Annotated in this window: 8 protein-coding genes; 4 read left to right on the top strand and 4 right to left on the bottom strand. The window is 67.1% G+C overall.

All coding sequences use genetic code 11. The annotated features are described in order from the left end of the window. Positions 1-80: 80 nt before the first annotated feature. From IE116_RS10730 to IE116_RS10710, 4 genes are all read right to left on the bottom strand, one after another. On the bottom strand, positions 81-2,675 hold the full coding sequence (locus IE116_RS10730) for a mechanosensitive ion channel family protein (RefSeq protein ID WP_189612289.1): 2,595 nt from the start codon (positions 2,673-2,675) through the stop codon (positions 81-83). A 181-nt stretch (positions 2,676-2,856) separates the two neighbouring features. Next, on the bottom strand, positions 2,857-5,973 hold the full coding sequence (locus IE116_RS10725) for an efflux RND transporter permease subunit (protein ID WP_189612287.1): 3,117 nt from the start codon (positions 5,971-5,973) through the stop codon (positions 2,857-2,859). After that, entirely contained in the window at positions 5,970-7,253 is a 1,284-nt protein-coding gene (locus tag IE116_RS25885) for an efflux RND transporter periplasmic adaptor subunit (RefSeq protein ID WP_229828096.1), read from the bottom strand. Before IE116_RS25885 ends, IE116_RS10725 begins: the two co-directional genes overlap by 4 nt. Further along, positions 7,250-8,734 carry an efflux transporter outer membrane subunit gene (locus IE116_RS10710; protein WP_189612285.1) on the bottom strand — a complete coding sequence of 495 codons (1,485 nt, stop codon included), beginning with the start codon at positions 8,732-8,734 and terminating at the stop codon, positions 7,250-7,252. Before IE116_RS10710 ends, IE116_RS25885 begins: the two co-directional genes overlap by 4 nt. 319 nt (positions 8,735-9,053) lie before the next feature. Between IE116_RS10710 and IE116_RS10705 the strand changes: the two genes are divergently transcribed. From IE116_RS10705 to IE116_RS10690, 4 genes are all read left to right on the top strand, one after another. Further along, entirely contained in the window at positions 9,054-10,109 is a 1,056-nt protein-coding gene (locus IE116_RS10705; RefSeq protein ID WP_189612283.1) for a Bug family tripartite tricarboxylate transporter substrate binding protein, read from the top strand. Positions 10,110-10,189: 80 nt separating this feature from the next. After that, the gene (locus IE116_RS10700) at positions 10,190-11,947 is read left to right on the top strand and encodes a tannase/feruloyl esterase family alpha/beta hydrolase (protein WP_189612281.1); all 1,758 of its coding nucleotides are present in this window, start codon (positions 10,190-10,192) and stop codon (positions 11,945-11,947) included. Between the two features lie 197 nt (positions 11,948-12,144). Beyond that, on the top strand, positions 12,145-12,312 hold the full coding sequence (locus IE116_RS10695) for a hypothetical protein (RefSeq protein ID WP_189612279.1): 168 nt from the start codon (positions 12,145-12,147) through the stop codon (positions 12,310-12,312). Between the two features lie 184 nt (positions 12,313-12,496). After that, positions 12,497-21,058: a glycoside hydrolase family 94 protein gene (locus IE116_RS10690; protein ID WP_189612276.1), complete on the top strand. Its 8,562-nt coding sequence runs from the start codon at positions 12,497-12,499 to the stop codon at positions 21,056-21,058. Positions 21,059-21,127 lie beyond the last annotated feature (69 nt).

Below are 21,127 nucleotides of genomic sequence, written 5' to 3'. Positions count from 1 at the left end.
CCGCGCGGCCAGTTCACGCGCCACGTCGGTGGCGCGGATGCCGGCCATGCCGGCGCTGGCCGGCGATGCCTGTACGGGAATCAGGGCTTGCCCGGCACAGTGCCTTGCGGCGGCTGCGCCTCGCCCGCGGTGCCCTGCACCGAGTCAGGGGCCGACCCACCCCGTACCTCTGACACACCGTCTCCATTGGCCGGAGCCATGGGGTTGATGACAACCGTTTCCTGCGGGTTGGTCAATTGGATGCCCAGTTCACGGAACCGCCGCCAGATCCGTTGGTTGAAACTGCGTTGGACTGGCCAGCGACCGCGGTCGACCGTCCGGATGACGCCCGACAGTGCCACCGTCGCGCCGTCGACCTGATCGACACCCCACAGGTCGAGATCGGCGAGGATGAGATCTTTGAGCTTGGGGTCTTCTCGCATTTCCGCACCGACTTCCTTGATGGCGGCAATGACTTGATCGAGGTCGGAATCCGCCCGGACGCTGAGCTTGATCGACGCATTGCCGATGCCGCGATTGGTATTGGTGACGGTCGATACGGAACTGAATGGAATCACATGCAAGGCGCCGTCGCCCGCTCGAAGTCGGACGGTACGGATGGACAACGTTTCCACTGAACCGGATACGCCGGCAACCGTCACCCAGTCGCCGACCTGCATAGCGTTTTCCACCAGCAAGAAAATCCCGGTAATGAAGTCCTGCACCAATTTTTGCGAGCCGAAGCCCAGCGCGACGCCCACGATGCTTGCGCCGGCCAGCAAGGGCGCGATGTTGATGCCCAGCTGATTGAGGGCGGTCAGCACGACCACCAGCGCAATCACGATGAACAAGGTGGTGCGCATGATCGGCACCAGGGTGCGCAGGCGGGTGGCCCGGCCCACGTCGCCCGCCCCCGTCCACAGCGCAATGCGCCGGTTGATCCAGAAATTGCTGCCTTCCCATGCCACGATGGCCAGGATGCATGCGACGGCGATGGTGCTGACCGCCGACAACAGGCTGCGGCCGATGGTGCCGGGGGCGAACCAGTTCAGGACGCTGAAGCCCCACACCTGCAGCAGCGTAAGCAGGGCGACAATGACCACGATCGCAATCACCGCGCGTTGCGTGAAGCGTTGGTAGTGCTGGATGACGTGCACCGACTTGCCCTCTTCAATGGCGCTGCCAAAGAAGGTCTTGTCGAGCGCGCCAAGCGCCAGGTAGCCGGTCACCACGGCCGCGAACAACACCCCCGCGGTCAGCGCGAAGTAGTGAAGCAGCTGCTGGAAACCGTTATTGACGCCAAGGGCCCACACCACCCAAAGGCCGACCACGAACAGGGCCAGGGCAGGCGCCCAGATATCGGCCAGCAGGGCACGCAGCGCGACGATGCTGTCGCGGCCCTGGCCCGACCCGCGGATCCAGTGGCCGACACGCTGGCGGGATTGGAAAATCACGGTGATGACCATCAGATGCACGGCTAGCGCGATCAGCTTGGACATCGCGTTTTGCGCATCGGCTGTCGCGCCGACCGCCAGGGCCACGTCGGTCAAGGCAGCTCCGAACACGGCCACCACCACGATCCGGCGGAACCAGCGGCGCAGGTACCGCGCGGTGTCATTCGTGACAGGCGCCAGTCGCAGGCCGGCGCCGGCGGGGGTGATCAGCACGCCGATGGCGCTCATGGTGACCCGGGTCGCGGCGTAGGCGCCGACCAGCGGCAATATCGCGCGATAGAACGCCGAGTTGGGCCCGCCCGACAGCGCGATCAGCAGGCTGGTGGTGCCCAGGAATCCGAGCAGCGGCAGCCATTTGAGGATGCCGTAGGCGACCGCGTAAGGAATGCGCCGAAGAACGCCCCAGTGGCGGTCGTAGCGCTGGCGCGGTGGCGCGGCGGGCTCGGTCGCGGCATCGGCGGCGGTGGCCGCGGCCAGGGTGATCGGAGAGACCGGCGCGCCAGTGGGCGAGACCACGGGCGTCGTGGCGGATGTGGCCGCGGGGGTGGCGGTTGAAGCCGTCGGTCCGGACGGTGACGTCACTGCACCGGATGCTTCTGCTGCCGCCGCTGCCGGATCGACTGCCTGCGCTTCAACGACTACCGACTGCGCCGCCGTACGTTTCGCCTCTTCCGCCGCGAACCGCCGCGCGGCATGCGCGGCGACGATGTCGCGCGGGCGTTGCAACACCCGCCTGAGCAACCATTCCACCGCCAGGCCGGCTGCCAGGATCACCAGCACGGCGCCGATGGCGCGCAAGGCGTTGGCGCGGGCTTCATCGGTGCCGAAGCGGCTTTCCCACCAGACGCCAATGGTCCGGACTTCCAGAAAGGTGCGCACGGTGACCTTCAGTTCATTGCCGATGGCATCGAACCAGTTGCCCACCCGATCGAAGATCTGCGCCACCACCCCGGTTTCGACCAGGGCAATCGGCGCCGCTTCGGCTGGCGCTTCTTCAGTCGGCGCGTCGGCGCCGGGCGCGGCTGCCGTGGCTTGCGAAATCACCCGCAGCGTTTCTTCCAGCTCGGCCCGCCTTTTGTCGTCCTGGAGCGTGCCCAGCACGCGTTTGGCCTGCGACGCCGTGACAGGCGCATCGGCCGATGACGCCGCCGGCGCCGGGTCGGCAGCCACGGCAAGGTGCATCCACAGGCTGCTGAAACACAGCAGGACGATCAGAACAAGACGGGAAGGGGATAGCTGCATGGGACTCGTGGAACAAAAATGACTCCCAATTCTAACGATGCCGCCCTGCACTGGGGCAGGCAGGGGTGGGCGAAAGCGTCCTGGCCGGGCGTGGTTTTGTAAGAGGTTGCCACGAGATCGCCGGAAGTGGGGCGTGGATCGGTAAGTGTGCGCACGCACTCCTACCGATCCAGATCCCGAATTACCGCGGTGTTTCGGGCGCAGGCGCAGCCGCAGCCGCAGCCGGTTCAGGGTCGCGTATTCCCCGCAACCGCCGCACTGTCCGGCCTATCCAGTGCTCCACGTCGTCTACATACGTAAACACCGCCGGCACCACCAGCAGGCTCAGCACCGTCGAGGTGATCAGCCCGCCAATGACGGCAATGGCCATCGGCGACCGGAAGCTCGCGTCCGCTGCCCCGAACCCCACCGCGATCGGCAGCATGCCGGCGCCCATGGCGATGGTGGTCATGATGATGGGGCGCGCGCGCTTGTGGCAGGCGTCCCGAAGGGCATCCCACCGGCTCATGCCATGGTCCCGGCGCGCGACGATGGCGTACTCGACCAGCAGGATCGAGTTCTTGGTGGCGATGCCCATCAGCATGATCAGGCCGATCAGCGACGGCATCGACAATGCCTTCTGCCCGATGAGCAGACCCACGAACGCGCCGCCCAGCGCCAGCGGCAGGGCACACAGGATCGTGACCGGGTGCAGGAAGTCCTTGAACAGCAGCACCAGCACGACGTAAATGCACAGCACGCCTGTCAGCATGGCCAGCCCGAAGCTGGCGAAAAGTTCGGTCATGACTTCGGCGTCGCCCACTTCGGCGACCCGTACGCCCGGCGGCAAATTGCGGATCGATGGGAGTTCCATCACGGCCGTCTTGGCATCCCCCAGGCCGGTGCCCGACAGTTCGATCTCGAAGTTGATGTTGCGGGACCGGTCATAGCGGTCGATCACGGCCGGACCGCCTTCCATGGTCAGCGTGGCGACCTGGCCCAGCATGACCGGACCCCGCGCGCCCGGCACCGACAGGCGTTCGAGCAAGGACAGATCCTTGCGCGCCGAGTCTTCGAGCTTGACCACGATGGGCACCTGCCGCTGCGCCAGGTTCAGCTTAGGCAGCGACTGGTCGTAGTCGCCCAGCGTCGCCACCCGCAGCGTCTCGGCAATGGCAAAGCTGGTCACACCCAGGTCAGCCGCGCGTGCAAAGTCCGGGCGCACCGCGATTTCAGGCCGCACCAGGCTGGCCGTCGACGTGATGTTGCCCAGGCCGCGCACCGTGCGCAGATCGCGTTCCACCGCGCGTGCCGCCGTCGTCAGCGCCGCAGGATCTTCGCCGCTCAACACCAGAATGTACTTTTCGCCCGAGCCGCCCAGGCCCACCGTGCTGCGTATGCCCGGCAGGCTTTCCAGCGCCGCGCGAATCTGGTTTTCCACCACCTGTTTGCGTGGCCGTTCGCCGCGGGGGTCCAGCTTGACCGTCAGGGTAGCCTTGCGCGTTTCGGCCACGCCGAAGCCGGCAAACGGGTCGCCGCCCGCGCTGCCGCCGCCCACCGTCGTGTAGACGCTGCGCACGTGATCGATCTTCATCAGGCGCTGCCGGGTTTCTTCAGCGGTTGCCAGGGTCTGCTGCAGCGTGGCGCCCGGCGCCAGCGACAGGTAGACCTGCGTTTGCGAGTTGTCGTCGGGCGGAATGAAGCCGGTCTTGAGCAGCGGGATCATGGCGATCGACCCGATGAAGAACAGCGTGGCCAGCAGCATCGTGGTCAGCCGATGGGTCATGCACCATTCGGCCGCGCGCATGTACATCCTGAGCCAGCCAGGTTCCTTTTCCTCGGTCACGATGGGCTTGAGCATGTAGGCCGCCATCATCGGCGTCAGCACCCGCGCCACGACCAGCGACGCAAACACCGCCAGTGACGCCGTCCACCCGAACTGCTTGAAGAACTTGCCGGCCACGCCGCTCATGAAGGCAGTCGGCAGGAATACCGCGATCAATGTGAAGGTGGTCGCGATCACGGCCAGCCCGATCTCGTCAGCCGCCTCCATGGCGGCGTCGTAGGGGCTTTTGCCCATGCGCAGGTGGCGCACGATGTTTTCGACCTCGACGATCGCATCGTCCACCAAAATGCCGACCACCAATGACAGCGCCAGCAGCGAAATCACGTTGATGGAAAAACCCAGCACATACATGCCGATGAAGGCGGGAATCACCGACATCGGCAGTGCAATGGCCGACACGAAGGTTGCGCGCCAGTCGCGCAGGAACAGCCAAACCACCAGCACGGCCAGCAGCGCGCCTTCATACAACAGGTGCAGCGACCCGTCGTATTCCTCTTGCACCGGCTGCACGAAGTTGAAGGCCTCGGTCAGCGTGATGTCCGGGTGCTGCTCGCGCAGTTCGACCAGGGCTTTCTGGATCGCGGCGCCAACCGCGACCTCGCTCTGGCCGCGGCTGCGCGCCACCTCGAACCCGACCACCGGCTTGCCATCGAGCAAGGCCGCGGCGCGTGGCTGCGCGATGGTGTCGATCACATTGGCCACCTGATCGAGCCGGATACGCCGGCCATCGGACAGCGGAATCTGCATGTCGCGCAACTGGTCGGCCGATTGCACCGTGGCCAAGGTACGCACGGGTTGCTCGCTGCCACCCAGGTCGGTGCGTCCGCCGGCACTTTCCACCTGCACCTGCCGCAGCTGGCGCGAGATGTCAGCCGCCGTGGCGCCCAGGGCCTGCAGCTTGGCGGGGTCGAGGTCGACGTGCACCTGCCGGGTCACGCCGCCCACCCGGTTGACGGCGCCGATGCCGGGCAGGGCCAGCAGCTTCTTGGTGACGTCGTTGTCGACGAACCAGGACAGCGACGGCGCATCCAGCTTCGTGGACGCAATCGTGAACGCCAGGACCGGCTGGGCGGCCAGGTCCAGCTTGGTCACGACCGGGTCGCGCACGTCAGCGGGCAAATCGGCCCGCACGCGCTGGATGGCCGACCGCACGTCGTCCACGGCTTCCTGCACCGGTTTTTCCAGCCGGAATTCGACGATGAGGGTGGCGGTGCCGTCCTGGACCTTGGTGGTGATGTGCTTGAGGCCCTGGACCGTGGCGATGGAGTTTTCAAGCTTGCGCGCCACGTCGGTTTCGAGCTGCGACGGGGCAGCTCCCGGCAGCGATGCCGTCACGGTCACCGTGGGCAGGTCGATATCGGGAAAGTTCTGGATCTTCATGGCGTTGAACGCCAGCAGACCGCCAAAGGTCAGCAGGACGAACAACATGACCGCCGGAATCGGATTCCGGATGGACCAGGCGGAAACGTTCATGGCGTCACCCGGACGAGGTCGCCGTCATTCAGGAAACCCGCGCCCTGCACGACCACCTTGGCATCGGCGGGCAGCGGGGTGACCACTTCGACACGATCGCCCACGCGGCGGCCGGTTTCGATCTTGAGCTGGGCCACCCGGTTGTCGGGCTGCAGCAGCAGGACGTGATTGAACCCGTCACGCGGCACGATGGACGCCTGCGGCACCGTCACGGCCCGCGCCTGCCCAAGTTCGAAGTCGCCCCGCGCAAACATGCCGGCCTTCAGGCTGGTGGTCTGCGCCATGTTGACCGGCGACGCCTTGAGCTTGGCGACCGGCAGGCTGGCTGCGGCCGGCTTGGCCGACGTGGTGTTGGCCGCGCCCGGGCTGGCGGGTACCGACCCGGTCGCGGCGGCCGGTGCGACCGGCGTGGCGGGTGCCGGGGTATCGGGAGGCAAGACGCCCAGCACATCGACGTAGATCAACGCCGCGCGCGTTTGCGGATCGACCGTCGGAGCGATGCTGCGCACCTTGCCGTGGACCCGCGCGCCGCTGGCGCCGACGATGACCGCGGGCATGCCGACATTGATACGGCCCAGTTCGGCCGACGTAACCTCGGCCCGCCATTCGAGGCGGCCCTGGCGGATCAGCTTGAACAGTTCGGTGCCTGCACCCACCACGCTGCCGACGGTAGCGGTACGGGCCGAGATGACGCCGTCATCGGGCGCCAGCACCTGCGTATTGCGGCCACGCACCTGCTGGGCGGCCAGCACGGCTTCGGCCGCTTCGACCCGCGCCCGCGCTGTCTCGGCGCTGGTCGCGTACTGGTTGATCTGCTGCTGGCTGAGCGCGCCGGTCTCCTCCAGCGTGCGAGCGCGGGATGCGTTATTGGCCGCATCGGCCGCGTTCGCCTTGGCTTCGGCCAGCGACGCCCGGGCCTGGGCCACGTCGGCCTGCACCGTCTCGCCCGAGAAGGTCGCGAGCACCTGGCCTTTCCTGACGGTGTCGCCCACGTTCACGCGCACCTCGGACAGCTTGAGCCCGGCCGATTCCGATCCCACGCTGGCTTCCTGCCAGGCCGCGATATTGCCGTTCGCGGACAGGGTATTCGTCAACTGGGTGGACTGCGGCGCTTCGACCGAAACGGTGAGCGAGGGACGCGGCGCGGCCGCGGCTTGCTTGTCGACCGCGGCTGCGCCATCGGGCGAGGCAGGGCGCCGCGCCACGAACACGGCAATGCCGACGATGACCAGCAGGACGACAAGCGTCAGGACGAGGGTAGAGCGCTTCATGGTTTTCATGGCGACGGGGCCGAGGAAGAGGAGGTCAGCGAGGCGGCGCGGGTCCAGCCGCCGCCAGTGGTGCGATAGAGGGCCACCCAGGCATTGGCGCGTTCGCGCTGCAGGGCGACTCGCGCGGTCTGGGCGGCGTACAGGGTGCGGCGCACGTCTTCGAGTTCGATCAGGCTGGCCAGCCCGCTCTTGTAACGCGCCTGCATGGCGTCGAAGGCGGCCTGGTAATTCTTGACGGCGCTGTCGGCGTCGGACGCGCGCGCATCGGTGCTTTGCAGGTTGACCAGGGCTTCTTCGACTTCGCGCACGGCCTGGCGCACGCTGCCGCGGTATGCCGACACGGCTTCGGCGTACCGCGCCTTGGCCGATTCGACATTGGCGCGGCGGGTGCCGCCATCGAACAGCGGCACCGTCAGTGTGACCGGGCCAATGCTCCAGGTGTCGAGGGATTGCGCCTGGCCAGCAAGCCGGAACGTCGTGCGGCCGACCGAGCCCTGCAGGGTCAGGCGCGGGTAGCGGGCGGCTTCGGCCGACCCGACTTCGGCGCTGGCTGCAGCCACGCCCAGTTCGTTGGCGTAGACGTCAGGCCGCTGCACCAGCATCTCGGCCGGCACGCTTGCCACGGCCTGCACGTTGGGCAGGGCCTGTTGCACGGGCGACGCGGCCAGTTGGACGGCCAGTTCCGGTTCGTCGATGCCGGTCAGCGCGACCAGCGCCTTGCGCTGCACATCGCACTGCGCACGCTGCTGGCTGAGGCGGCCGGAGGCATCGGACGCGCTGGCGCGCGCCAGGGCCGCATCGGCAGGCGCCGTGAAACCGGCCTGAGACGACAGGTCGGACAGGCGCGCCGTCTCGCTGCGCGATCGGGTATCCGATTCGGATACCGTCAATTGCTGGATGCAGGCGCGCTCGGCGAAATAGGCATTGGCTGTCTCGGCCGCGACCGACACCCGCGCGTCATGCCACTTGGCGTCGGCGCTGACCAGCCGCGTCTGCGCGGCTTCGCGATCGGAGCGCAGGCGGCCGAACAGGTCGGCTTCCCAGCTCGATTGCAACGTGGCTTGCGTCGTCGTGATGGGCACGGCGATCAGGCCGCCCGTGGGCGACGCGCCAAACCGGGAGCCGGAATTGCCACGTGTCCCGGTCAGCGACGCATCCAGGCTGGGCAGCAGGGCCGCGCCGCTTTGCACCCGCGTTGCGCGGGCTTCGGCAATGCGCGCCGCGGCGCTGGCAATGGTGGGGCTTTCGGTCTGCGCCGCCGCGATCAGGCGGTCGAGCAGGGGATCGTTCAGCTGCCGCCACCAGTCGGTCAATGCCGGGATCGACCCGACCGGCAACGGCGGCGCGGCCGGTCCGGGTGGCGGTAGCGGCGCATTCCACTGGGCGGGAACAGGCGGGGGCACCGCGGCCGGCGGACGGGTCAGGCTGCAGCCGGCCAGCACAAGGCACAGGGGCAGCGTTACCGCCCCGGATAATCGGGAAAGTCTCATGGTCCTCGTCTTATTGCGGCGGGAGTCGAGCGCTCCGTCGACGACGGCGGCGCACCCCGGCAGGATCGCGGGCGAGGGTAGAGCATAGTCGAGGTGACGGGCCGAAAGGTTTAAGCAGGATGAATCTTTGGGCGACGCCCCTGCGCATGCGCCATGCCCGCTCAACCAAGGGAAAGTATGTAATAGCGGTTTATATCAAGCGGACTTATATTTTGCCCCGGCATCCGCGCAACGCCGCTCACGCTGGGTCAACACCCGCGTTCTGACCCCGTTGCCGCCCTTGCCGATCAAGGGACGTCTCGATCCCGAAGGAGGAGGCATGAAACAGGTTCGCCCGGCAATGTCGGACGCGGGCAGGGCGCGCCGTCGCGTCGGCGTGGCAGTCGCCGCAGCGGGGGCCGCGATAGCGTTGGGGTCGTTGTCCTTCACCGCCACCGCGCAGACCAGTGCCGGCCAGTCCCCTGGCCAGTCCCCTGGCCCCTATCCGGAACGCCTCATCAAGATCATCGTGCCCTATACACCGGGCGGCCTGGTCGACACGTTCACGCGCACGTTGGCGGACGACCTGGCGGCCCGCCTCAAGCAGCCGGTCGTGGTCGAGAACCGGTCGGGCGCCAACCAGGCCATCGGCATGGATGCCGCCGCGCGCGCCGCACCGGACGGCTACACGCTGCTGGTCACGTCCCAGACCGGGATGATCCTGAATCCCCTCACCACCAAGGATCTGCGCACGGATCCGACGCGCGACCTGACGCCGATCGCCACCTTGTTTTCCACCCCGTTCTACCTGGTGGTGAACAGCGCCGTGCCGGTCAAGTCCGTGCAGGACCTGGTCGCGCTGGCCAAGTCCAAGCCCGGCACGCTGACCTACGGCAGCCTGGGCCGCGGTGGCACGCACCATCTGGCGGGCGAACTCTTCAAGCTGCGCACCGGCACCGACCTGCTGCATGTGCCCTACAAGGGCAGCGCGCCCGCCATGAACGACCTGCTGGGCGGGCAGATCGACATCATGTTCGAAGGCGGCACGTCCACGCTTCCCTACGTGCAGTCCGGCCGCCTGCGCGCACTGGCGTCCACCGGTGAGACGCGCACCGAAATCATGCCCGACCTGCCGGCGCTGAACGAGATCGTGCCGGGCTTTTCGATGACGGTGTGGTTCGGCCTGGCGGCGCCCAAGGGCATTCCTCAAGCGGTGGCCGACACCCTCAATGCCGCCGTGCAAGCCATGCTGAAACGCCCGTCCACCCATGAAAAGTTCATGGCGGTGGGCATCGAAATGATGCCTGGCTCGCAGGCCGACTTTGCCGGACTGATCCAGTCCGATGTTCCCAAGTGGACCCGCATCGTGCGTGACGCCGGTGTCGGCGTCGAGTAAGCGCCACGGTCCTGCCGTTCGTTGTCCCCGCCATACCTTGCCCCGCCGTTCCCTGTTTCCCCTTCACGTTGGAAGTCGCCATGAGTCGCCATGACATCGCAAGAAAAGGATTGAGTCTGTCGGTCGTCCTTGCCGCCACGCTGGCGGTCGCTGCCTGTGGCGGCGATGACGATCCGGCGCCACCCGGTGCAGGGCAGGGACCGGGCGCGAGCGTCCCGACCGCCGCCTCGTGCGCCGCGCTTGCCAGCGCCACAGGCTTTCCCAACGCCACGACCCGCATCACCGGCGCGACCTTTACGCCCGCCACGGCCACCGTCGCCGAACACTGCCTGGTCAACGGCATGATCAACGAACGCACCGGCGTCGACGGCCAGCCCTACGCCATCAAGTTCCGCGTGCGGATGCCCACCACCTGGAGCGGCCGGCTGTACATGGGCGGCGGCGGGGGCATCAACGGCACCGTCGTCGATCCGGTCAATGCCACGGCGCAGGACGGCAAGACCCTGCTGTCGCTGGGCTATGTCACGCTGGGCACCGACAGCGGTCACGATAACGCCGTCAACACCGTGGCCGCGGCGGGCGGCACGGCGGCCTTCGGCCTGGACCCGCAGGCACGCATCGACTTCGGCTTCAACTCGCTGGACGAAACCGCGCGGGTCGGCAAGGCGCTGGTGTCGAAGTACTTTGGCAAGGGGCCCGACAAGTCCTACTTCATGGGCTGCTCGGAAGGCGGGCGCGAAGCCATGATCCTGTCGCAGCGCTTTCCCACCTATTTCGATGGCATCGTCGCGGGGGACCCGGGATATCACCTGCCCCTGGCAAGCGTCGACGGCATCAACGTGTCGCAGACCTTTGCTGCGCTGGCACGGTCGCAGAACCTGTTCGACACCACCGGCGCGCCCGCCATCAACAAGACCTTCACCGATCCCGACCTGATGCTGGTGCGCAATGGCGTGCTGGCCGCGTGTGACGGCCTGGATGGCTTGAAGGATGGCATCGTCGACAACATGCCGGCATGCACCAACGCCGTGGTCAAACCCGAAATGGACAAGTTGCAATGCACGGGCGCAAAAACCGACGCCTGCCTGTTGCCGGCGCAACTGACTGCCCTGAACAAGGCGCTGGCCGGCGCGCGCAACTCCCAAGGCCAGGTGCTGTACAACACATGGCCGTGGGACGCCGGCATCAGCGGCCAGTCCGGCACCACCTACAACCAGGGATGGCGTTCCTGGTGGCTGGGCTCGTATGCGTCGGCCGTCAACAACTCGACCAAGCTGGTGTTCGCGGTGTCCAACCCCTTGCTGTTCACGACCCCGCCCGTGCCGGTACCCACGTCCGGCGTCGTCAACTACGCGCTCAACTACAACTTCGATGTGGATGCGCCCAAGGTGTATGCACGTTCGGGCATCTACTCCCAGTCGGCGGCGCAATACATGTTCGCCGAATCGACTGCCTTGTCGCCTTTCAGCGAGCGCGGCGGCAAGCTGATCCTGTACCACGGCGGCAGCGACACATCGTTCTCGGTGCAGGACACGATCGACTACTACAACGCCCTGGGCGCCTCGAACCGTGACGTATCCAGCTTTGCGCGTCTGTTTGTCGTGCCCGGCATGAACCATTGTTCGGGCGGGCCGGCCACGGATGCGTTCGACGCGTTGACGCCGCTGGTCAACTGGGTGGAAAAGGGCACGGCGCCTGACAGCATCGTCGCAGCCGCCTCCAACCCGGGCTACTTCAACGTGGCGTCGCGCACCCGGCCGCTGTGCCCGTACCCAAAGCAGACCCGCTACAAGGGCACGGGCGACATCAATGATGCGGCGAGCTTCACGTGCCAGTGAGACTGCGCCAGGCAAGCGCCGCCGCGCCCAATTGTCTGCATCGGCAACGGTTCTTGTGAAGTGTGGATGAGCAGCCTACAGTGGGCCTACCGAATGGCCCTCAAACTCCGCTTCCCGCTGGTCACTCCCAGCGTCTGGTAGATCCTTTCTCGGCAAGTCTGCCGCGCCTCGCGCCCGGCAGACCCAGCATTCTTCGCATGCAAACGCACGTCGAGTCCAACCAGCAGGAACGCATCATGGCAGCCAAAGAACAAAAGCGCGGCAATAAAGAAACCAAGAAACCGAAGAAAGCACCGGCGCCCAAGCCGTCCGGGACGCCCCTGAAGCCGGGCGCCACCCCCATCAAGGTGCCAAAGAAAGACTGACGCGGCGCCGGCCCCGTCGTCCTGAACGAAACGGGCCGGGCCACGTTTGCGTGGTCTGCCTGCGCCTTGGCGCGGCAGACGAGTTGCCTCTGCCATCTCTAGACGTGTCCTGCCTGTCCGCACTTCCTATTTAACGGGTCGTTCGCAAGGCACGTGCGTGCGCTGAGCGTCCCGAAAGGCGCCCATGCACCCGGTCCTCCAATTCATTACCGGCCGCAAGGCCTCGAGTCCCTGGTCGGACGCAGCCCCTGTGCGCGACGAACTGTTCGGCGTCGAACGCCTCGAGCAGCACGCGCGCAGTCTGGCGGCCGCCCAGCAGGTCACCGCCCGGCCACCGGCCGTGGCATCGTTGCACAAACGGTTGCGTGGCAATGCCGGGCAATTGCTGTCTGCCTATCGCGCCAGCGCCGCTGAACTGGCCGCCGGACACCGCGTCGTGCCCGCGGCGGAATGGCTCCTCGACAACTACCATGTGGTCGAAGAGCAGATACGCGAGATCCACGTCGATCTGCCACCGGGTTATTACCGCCTTCTGCCCAAGCTTGCCGACGGCCCGTTCGCCGGTTACCCACGGGTGTTCGGCCTGGCCTGGGCGTACATTGCGCACACCGACAGCCATGTCGATCCGGTCGTGCTGCGCCGCTTCATCGCGGCGTACCAGGAAGTGCAGCCGCTCGACATCAGTGAACTGTGGGCCGTGGCCATCACGCTGCGCATCGTGCTGGTCGAAAACCTGCGCCGCCTGGCTGACCAGATCACCCACGGGCGCGCTGTGCGCGCCGACGCGCAGCGGCTCGCGCATGACCTGCTGGCGCCCGGGGGCGCGCAGACCGCCCTGGACAAGGACATTGCCACGCGGGCCAGCGGGCCGCTGTCGGAAGTCTTCGCAGCGGAGCTTGCCAAGCGGCTGCGCGACCAGGATCCCCGCACCACACCGACCCTGCAATGGCTGGACGATCGGTTGCGCGGGCAGGGCACGGACACCACGCAGGTGATTCAGCACGTGCAGCAGCGGCAGGGCGCATCCAACGTGTCGGTGCGCAATGTCATCACCAGCATGCGGCTGATGTCGGATATCGACTGGGCCGACCTGTTCGAAAGCGTCAGCCTGGTGGATGCGCGCTTGCGCGCGGGCAGCGATTTCGCGGCCATGGATTTTCCGACCCGCAATGTCTATCGCAGCGCCATCGAGCAACTCGCGCGCGGATCTTCGTGGTCTGAACTGGCCATTGCCGAACAGGCGCTGACGCTGACGTCTTCCCAGGCTGCGGACGCCGGCAACGCACGTGATCCCGGGTTCTACCTGATCGCCGGCGGCCGTGCCCTGCTCGAATCCACGATTGCCTTCAAGGCGCCCTTCAGGGTGCGCATCAACCGGTTCATTGTCCGCGTCGACGTGGGCGGCTACGCCACGGCGATCCTTGCGCTGTCGGCGCTTGTCGTCGCGGCCGCATTCTGGGCGCTTGCCGGCCCAGGGCTGGGGTCGGTGTCATTCGCCTTCCTGGCCGTGCTGGCGTTGGCGGCCTTCTTCCCGGCGTCCGAGTTGATCACCGGACTGGTCCACCGGGGCGTCACGTCCCGCTTCGGCGCCGTGGGCCTGCCTGCGCTCGCCCTGGCGGACGGCGTGCCGGAAAGCCTGCGCACCCTCGTTGTCATCCCGACCCTGCTGTCCACCGAAGAAGACCTGCTGGCCTGCATCGAGCAGCTTGAAGTGCACCACCTGGCCGGCGCGGGCGGCGATCTGTCGTTCGCCTTGCTGTCCGACGGGCTGGATGCCGATCGGGAAGTGGTCGAGGCAGACACGCCCTTGATCACGCTGGCACGCACGGCGATTGCTGCCTTGAACGCGCGGCATGGCCCGGCGCCCGGCGGCAAACGTTTCTACCTGCTGCACCGCCGCCGCCAGTTCAACGCCAGCGAAAACCGCTGGATGGGATGGGAAAGAAAACGCGGCAAGCTGCACGAACTGAACCGTCTGCTTCGGGGCGCGACCGACACCAGCTTCCTGCCGCTGGATACCGCGCCGGACGGCTCGGGACAGCCGGACATCCTGCCTGGCGTGCGCTACGTGATCACGCTCGACGCCGATACGCGGCTGCCCCGCGATGCCGCACTGCGCCTGATCGGCAAGATCGCCCATCCCTTGAACCAGGTGCGGTACAGCGAGGACGAACGCCGTGTCGTGGGCGGATACGCGATCCTGCAGCCGCGGGTCACACCGGCCCTGCCGCTGGGCCGCGAAGGATCGCTCTACCAGACCTTGTCATCCGGCCCCGGCGGGATGGATCCCTACGCGGCTGCCGTGTCCGACGTGTACCAGGACCTGTTTGGCGAAGGCTCGTACACGGGCAAAGGCATTTACGACGTCGATGCGTTCGAGAAGACCCTGGCCGGACGTATCCCCGACAACACGCTGCTCAGTCATGACCTGTTTGAAGGCGTTTTTGCGCGCGCCGGGCTGGCGTCCGATGTCGAAGTGGTGGAAGAGTTTCCGGCCCGTTACGACGTGGCCGCGCGGCGCCAGCATCGGTGGACCCGAGGCGATTGGCAGCTGCTGCCGTGGGTGATCGCGCGCCGCCATGCCGGCTCGGTCCTGCCCTCGTTGGGCCGCTGGAAAATGATCGACAACCTGCGGCGCTCGTTGCTGGCCCCGGCCAGTCTGCTCGCGCTGACCCTGTGCGCGTGGCTGCCGTGGCCGCATTCCCTCAAGGCCATGCTGCTGGTCGTATTGGCCATGGCCTTGCCGGCCTTCCTGCCTGGCCTGTCGATCCGCCTGCTGCCCAGTCCCAACATCCGCCCCGGCAGCCACTTCCGGCTGCTGGCCAGCGGCCTGCGCATGGCCGTCCTGCAAACGCTGTGGGTCGTGGCGCTGCTGCCCGACCAGGCTTTCCGCGCGCTGGATGCCATCGCCCGCACGCTGTCGCGGCTGTACGTCACGCACCGTCATCTGCTGGAATGGACCACGGCGGCGCAAGCGGCGGCGCGCCCGCGTCCGGGCATTGTCGGCTTCTATGCGCAGATGGCAGGCGGGGTCGTCCTGGCCCTGGCGGTTACGGGCGTGGTGGCCCTGGTGTCACCACGCGAAGGGCTCGCCATGCTGCCGCTGTTGCTGCTCTGGCTGGCTGCGCCCGCGATTGCATGGCGTGCCAGCCGAGCGCCGTCGGTGGCGCCGTTGGGCGCGATGGACACCGCCGAAGCCATCTCCTTGCGTCGCACGGCGCGCCGCACCTGGCGCTTTTTTGAAACCTTCGTCACCCCGGCAGACAACATGCTGCCGCCCGACAATTTCCAGGAAGATCCGAAACCCGTCGTGGCCCGCCGGACCTCGCCCACCAACATGGGGCTGTATCTGCTGTCGACCATTGCGGCACGCGATTTCGGCTGGGCCGGCGCCGCGCAGACCTGCGACCGGCTGGAAGCCACGCTGGGCAGCATGCAGAAGCTCGACCGGTTCCGTGGCCACTTCTACAACTGGTATGACACCGGAACCACGCAGGTATTGCTGCCTGCGTACGTGTCGGCGGTGGACAGCGGCAATCTGGCCGGGCACCTGATCGCCATGGCCAATGCCTGCGACGAATGGATAGGCGCGCCCGTCACGGACAACTGGACCGATGGCGCCGATGACATCCTCGCCCTGGCGCAGGATGCCGCCCGGTTGCTGCCTGCCGTGCAAAGCGGCCAGGGCAAACGGCTGCTGGCCGTGCTGGAAGACATCGACGTATCGCTGCAGGGCAATGCCGACACGGCCATGCCCGTGCTGCAACGGCTGGCCGACAAGGCGGTGACCGAAGCGCGCGCGGTGATTTCGGCCCCGTCGGCCCACGGCGCGGACCTGATTTTCTGGCTTGAAGCCTTGTGCCAGCGGCTGGCCGAGCAGCGGCGCGATGCGTCGGCGAACGGCGTGGCCGCGGTCATCGTTTCCTCGGCGCTGGACGCGCGCTGGCGCGCCCTGGCGCACGACGCCCGCGCCATGGCGTTGGGCATGGATTTCGCCTTCTTGCTGGACCCCGAACGCAAGCTGCTGTCGATCGGCTACAACGCGAGCGACAACACCCTCGACGCCAATTGTTATGACCTGCTGGCGTCCGAAGCGCGGCTGGCCAGCCTGTTCGCCATCGCCAAGGGCGACGTCGAAACCCGGCACTGGTTCCGCCTGGGCCGTACCGCCACTCCGGTCGGGCAGGGCGCTGCACTGGTGTCCTGGTCCGGCTCGATGTTCGAATACCTGATGCCGTCGTTGGTCATGCGCGCGCCGGCAGGCAGCCTCCTCGAGCAGACCAATCGCCTGGTCGTCCAGCATCAGATTGCGTATGGCGATCTGCTCGGCATCCCGTGGGGAATTTCGGAGTCGGCCTACAACGCCCGCGATCTGGCCTTCACGTATCAGTATTCGAACTTCGGCGTGCCGGGGCTGGGCCTGAAACGCGGCCTGGCTGAAAACACCGTGATCGCGCCGTATGCCAGCGGCCTGGCCACCATGGTCGATCCGGCCGCCGCGCAGCGCAATTTCGAGCGCATGCGCCAGATGGGCGCGCTCGGCCACTATGGCTTTTACGAGGCGCTCGACTTTACACGCTCGCGCCTGCCAGCCGACGCCACAGTGGCCATCGTGCGCAACTACATGGCGCATCACCAGGGCATGACGATCGTCGCCATCGCCAACACGCTGCAGGGCGCGCGCATGCGCGAGCGTTTCCACCGCGAACCCATGATCCAGGCCTGCGAACTGCTGCTGCAGGAACGTCTGCCGCGTCTGGTTGCGGTGGCGCAGGTGCGCGCCGACGACGTGCCATCGGGGCCGGTCAACATGCGGGGCGACCTGCAGTCCGTGCGCTACCTGGGCTCGGCCACCACCGCCGAACCCGCCGTGCACTTGCTGTCCAACGGACGGTACGCGGTCATGCTGACGGCCGCCGGTGGCGGGTACAGCCGCTGGCGCGACCGCGCAGTGACACGCTGGCGTGAAGACGTCACCTGCGATCACTGGGGCAGCTATGTGTACCTGCGCGAGATGCAGAGCGGCCGCGTCTGGTCCGCATCGTCGCAGCCCCTTGGCGAACCGGCAGAGGGCAGCGAAGTGGTGTTTGCCGAAGACCACGCCACCTTCACGTGCCGCGACGGCAACCTGACCACGACCATGGAAGTCATGGTGTCGGCCGAAGCCGATGGTGAAGTGCGCCGGGTCACGGTGGCCAACGTCGGCCGCCGGGTGAGCGATGTCGAGCTCACGTCCTACGCCGAGGTCGTGCTGGCGACGCCCAGCACCGATGATGCCCATCCGGCCTTCGCCAAGATGTTCGTGCAGACAGAATTCCTGCAGGAGTTTGGCGCGCTGATCGCCACCCGCCGTCCACGCACGCCCGACGAAGCGCCCATCTGGGCCGCGCATTTCGCGGTCGTCGAAGGGGTGGCCGTGGGGGATGTGCAATACGAGTCCGACCGCGGCGCCTTCCTGGGCCGGGGGCGCAACGCCAGTACGGCCGTGGCCATGACGGCAGGCAAGGCGCTGTCCGGCACCATGGGCACCGTGCTGGACCCGGTCTTTTCGGTGCGGCGCCGGGTGCGCATCGCGCCGGGCCAGGTCGCGCGGCTGGCCTTCTGGACCCTGGTAGCCCCGACGCGCGAAGCGCTGCTGGATCTGGTCGATCAACACCATGATCGCAGCGCCTTCGAGCGCGCGCGGACCCTGGCGTGGACACAGGCCCAGGTGCAGTTGCGCCACATCGGCATCGAGGCCGACGAGGCTGCGGACTTCCAGCGGCTGGCCGCTCCCATCCTCTTTGCCGAATCGCGCTTCCGTTCACCGGCGGATGTCATTGCACGCGGTGCGGGCCAGCAGTCCGGCCTGTGGCCGCTGTCGGTGTCGGGCGACCTGCCCATCGTGCTGCTGCGCATCGACGATATCGATGACATCGGTCAAGTGCGCCAGCTGTTGCGTGCGCATGAATACTGGCGCATGAAAGGCCTGAGCGTCGATCTGGTCATCGTCAATGAACGTGCATCTTCCTATGTGCAGGATCTGCAGGTGGCGATCGACACGGCGGTGCGCAGCAGCCAGTCGCGGCCCCGTCTCGACGGCGAAGCATTGGCGCGCGGCGTCGTGCATACCCTGCGTGTCGATCTGATGGGTATCGAAGCGCGGGCCTTGCTGCACTCGGTTGCCCGCGTGGTCCTGACCGCGCGGCTCGGCCCGATCGCGCAGCAGATGGCAGGCTTGCCGGCGGCAACGCTTGCGTCGCCGCCGCCGGTCGCCGCGCCCGCATCGGTGGCGCCGGCCGTGCCCGCGGCAGCAAAGGCCGCGGCGGCTGCCCAGACCGCGCTGACCACCGACCTGGAATGTTTCAACGGCCTTGGCGGCTTTGCCGACGATGGCCGCGAATACGTGACTGTGCTGTCCGACGGCCGCACCACCCCCGCGCCATGGATCAACGTCGTCAGCAATCCTGGCTTCGGCTTCCAGGTCTCGGCCGACGGCAGCAGCAGCACCTGGGCGGGTAACAGCCGCGAAAACCAGCTGACGCCGTGGTCCAACGATCCTGTCACCGATCCTTCGGGCGAAGCCTTCTATGTGCGCGATGATGCCAGCGGACAGGTATGGAGTCCGACCGCGCAACCCCTGCGTGGCAACGGCACCTACGTGGCGCGGCATGGCCATGGCTACAGCCGCTTCACGCATGAGTCGGACGGTATCGCGCTGGACCTGCTGCAGTTCGTCCCGCTCGATGATCCCATCAAGATCTCGCGCCTGACGATCCGCAACAGCGGCCGGCAAGCCCGCCGGCTGTCAGTCACGTCCTATGTCGAATGGGTGCTGGGCACGGCGCGCGGCGCATCGGCGCCCTTCATCCTGACGTCAGTGGATGAACCCACCGGTGTGCTGCTCGCCCGCAATCCCTGGAGCATGGCTTTTGCAGGCCGCGTGGCGTTTGCGGACCTTGGTGGACGCCCGACCACCCGCACCGCGGACCGCACCGAATTCCTTGGCCGGCATGGCCGCCTGTCGTCGCCCGCAGCCTTGCGTTCGCAAACGCCGCTGTCGGGCGCTGCAGGTGCGGGACTGGACCCCTGCGCCGCGCTGCAATGCAGCCTGGTGCTGCAACCCGGCGAAGCGGTCACGCTGTGCGCGCTGCTTGGTCAATGCCATTCCGAAGCCGACAGCCTGGCATTGGTCGCCCGCTACCGCACCGCCGATCTCGACGCCGTGCTGCAAACGGTCAAGGACCATTGGCGCGGCGTACTCGGCGCCGTCGTCGTGCATACACCCGACCGCGCCATGGACATCATGCTCAATGGCTGGCTGCTGTATCAGACGCTGGCCTGCCGGATCTGGGCGCGTTCCGCGTTCTACCAGTCCAGCGGCGCCTACGGCTTTCGCGACCAGTTGCAGGACGGCATGGCGCTGACCTTTGCGCGACCCGAAGAAACGCGCCGCCATCTGCTCAGGGCCGCCGGCCGGCAATTCGCCGAAGGCGATGTGCAGCACTGGTGGCTGCCGGACACGGGCCAGGGCGTGCGCACGCACATTTCCGACGACCGGGTGTGGCTGGCCTTTGCCACCGCGCGGTATGTGTCCGTGTCAGGTGACGCGGCGGTGCTGGAAGAAAGCATCCCCTTCCTGGAAGGCCCGCTGCTCAAGCCCGAGGAGCACGACGCCTTCTTCCAGCCCATGCAGGCCAGTCTGTCGGCCACCTTGTTCGAACATTGCGCCCGCGCCCTGGACCAAAGCATCGCGCTCACTGGCGACCTGGACTTGCCGCTGATGGGAACCGGCGACTGGAACGACGGCATGAACCGCGTCGGACAGCACGGCAAGGGCCAGAGCGTCTGGCTGGGCTGGCTGTTGATCCGCACGCTCGACATGTTCATGCCACTGGCCGAAGCCCGTGATCCCGAACGGGTCACACGCTGGCGCGCCCATCGCGAAGTCGTGCGCGCGGCACTGGAACACGAAGCGTGGGACGGCGCCTGGTATCGCCGCGCCACCTTCGACGACGGCAGCTGGCTGGGCAGCCGCGGCAGCGACGAATGCCGTATCGACTCGATTGCCCAGTCGTGGGCCGTGCTGTCCGGCGCCGCCGACCCCAGTCGTGCCGTCCTGGCAATGAACTCGCTCGACGACCACCTGATCCGCCGTGACGACGGCCTGGCGCTGCTGTTCACGCCACCCTTCGACCACCCGGTCCGCGATCCCGGCTACATCAAGGGCTACCCGCCCGGCCTGCGCGAAAACGGCGGCCAGTACAGCCATGCCGCCATGTGGGCCATCATGGCCTACGCCCAGTTGCGCGGCGACAGCGACAGCGGCCGCGCCCATGCATTGTTCGCATTGATCAACCCGATCAACCATGCCCGTACGCTGGAGGAGGCCGCGCAGTATCGGGTCGAACCCTATGTGGTCGCGGCGGATGTCTATTCCGTCGCCCCGAACGCTGGTCGCGGCGGGTGGACCTGGTACACCGGCGCGGCAGGGTGGATGCACCGTGCGGGTGTCGAAGGCATCCTTGGGATTCGTCGAGAGGGAAATGTGCTGATCGTCGATCCGTGCATTCCGTCGGACTGGCCGGGGTTCCGTGCAGACGTGACCTTGGGCGATGCGACGTATGCGATTCGGGTGGAGACCAATGGCAGCACAGGGTCGGGCGTGTCGGCGGCGGTGCTTGATGGTACCGGGCTGGCGTGCGATGGCACGGTGCTTCGGGTAACGGTCACGCCGGGGAACCATCAGCTGGTGGTCACGCTGTAAGCGGAGCACGTTAGCACCAGAAGCCCTGCATTGGCCTATGGCAATGCAGGGCTTCTTTTTTGCCCGGCG

Origin of the sequence: Pigmentiphaga litoralis (genome assembly GCF_014651835.1) — a bacterium.
GTDB classification, from domain to species: Bacteria; Pseudomonadota; Gammaproteobacteria; order Burkholderiales; family Burkholderiaceae_B; genus Pigmentiphaga; species Pigmentiphaga litoralis.
Note: the sequence above shows the minus strand (reverse complement) of the source record. Positions and strands in the feature narration are given on the sequence as shown.

What these genes read in the sequence shown, in the direction of transcription:
- IE116_RS10695 (WP_189612279.1), top strand. Translation starts at nt 12,145, where the DNA reads ATGCAAACGCACGTCGAGTCCAACCAGCAGGAACGCATCATGGCAGCC.
- IE116_RS10700 (WP_189612281.1), top strand. Translation starts at nt 10,190, where the DNA reads ATGAGTCGCCATGACATCGCAAGAAAAGGATTGAGTCTGTCGGTCGTC.
- IE116_RS10725 (WP_189612287.1), bottom strand. Translation starts at nt 5,973, where the DNA reads ATGAACGTTTCCGCCTGGTCCATCCGGAATCCGATTCCGGCGGTCATG.
- IE116_RS10690 (WP_189612276.1), top strand. Translation starts at nt 12,497, where the DNA reads ATGCACCCGGTCCTCCAATTCATTACCGGCCGCAAGGCCTCGAGTCCC.
- IE116_RS25885 (WP_229828096.1), bottom strand. Translation starts at nt 7,253, where the DNA reads ATGAAAACCATGAAGCGCTCTACCCTCGTCCTGACGCTTGTCGTCCTG.
- IE116_RS10705 (WP_189612283.1), top strand. Translation starts at nt 9,054, where the DNA reads ATGAAACAGGTTCGCCCGGCAATGTCGGACGCGGGCAGGGCGCGCCGT.
- IE116_RS10710 (WP_189612285.1), bottom strand. Translation starts at nt 8,734, where the DNA reads ATGAGACTTTCCCGATTATCCGGGGCGGTAACGCTGCCCCTGTGCCTT.
- IE116_RS10730 (WP_189612289.1), bottom strand. Translation starts at nt 2,675, where the DNA reads ATGCAGCTATCCCCTTCCCGTCTTGTTCTGATCGTCCTGCTGTGTTTC.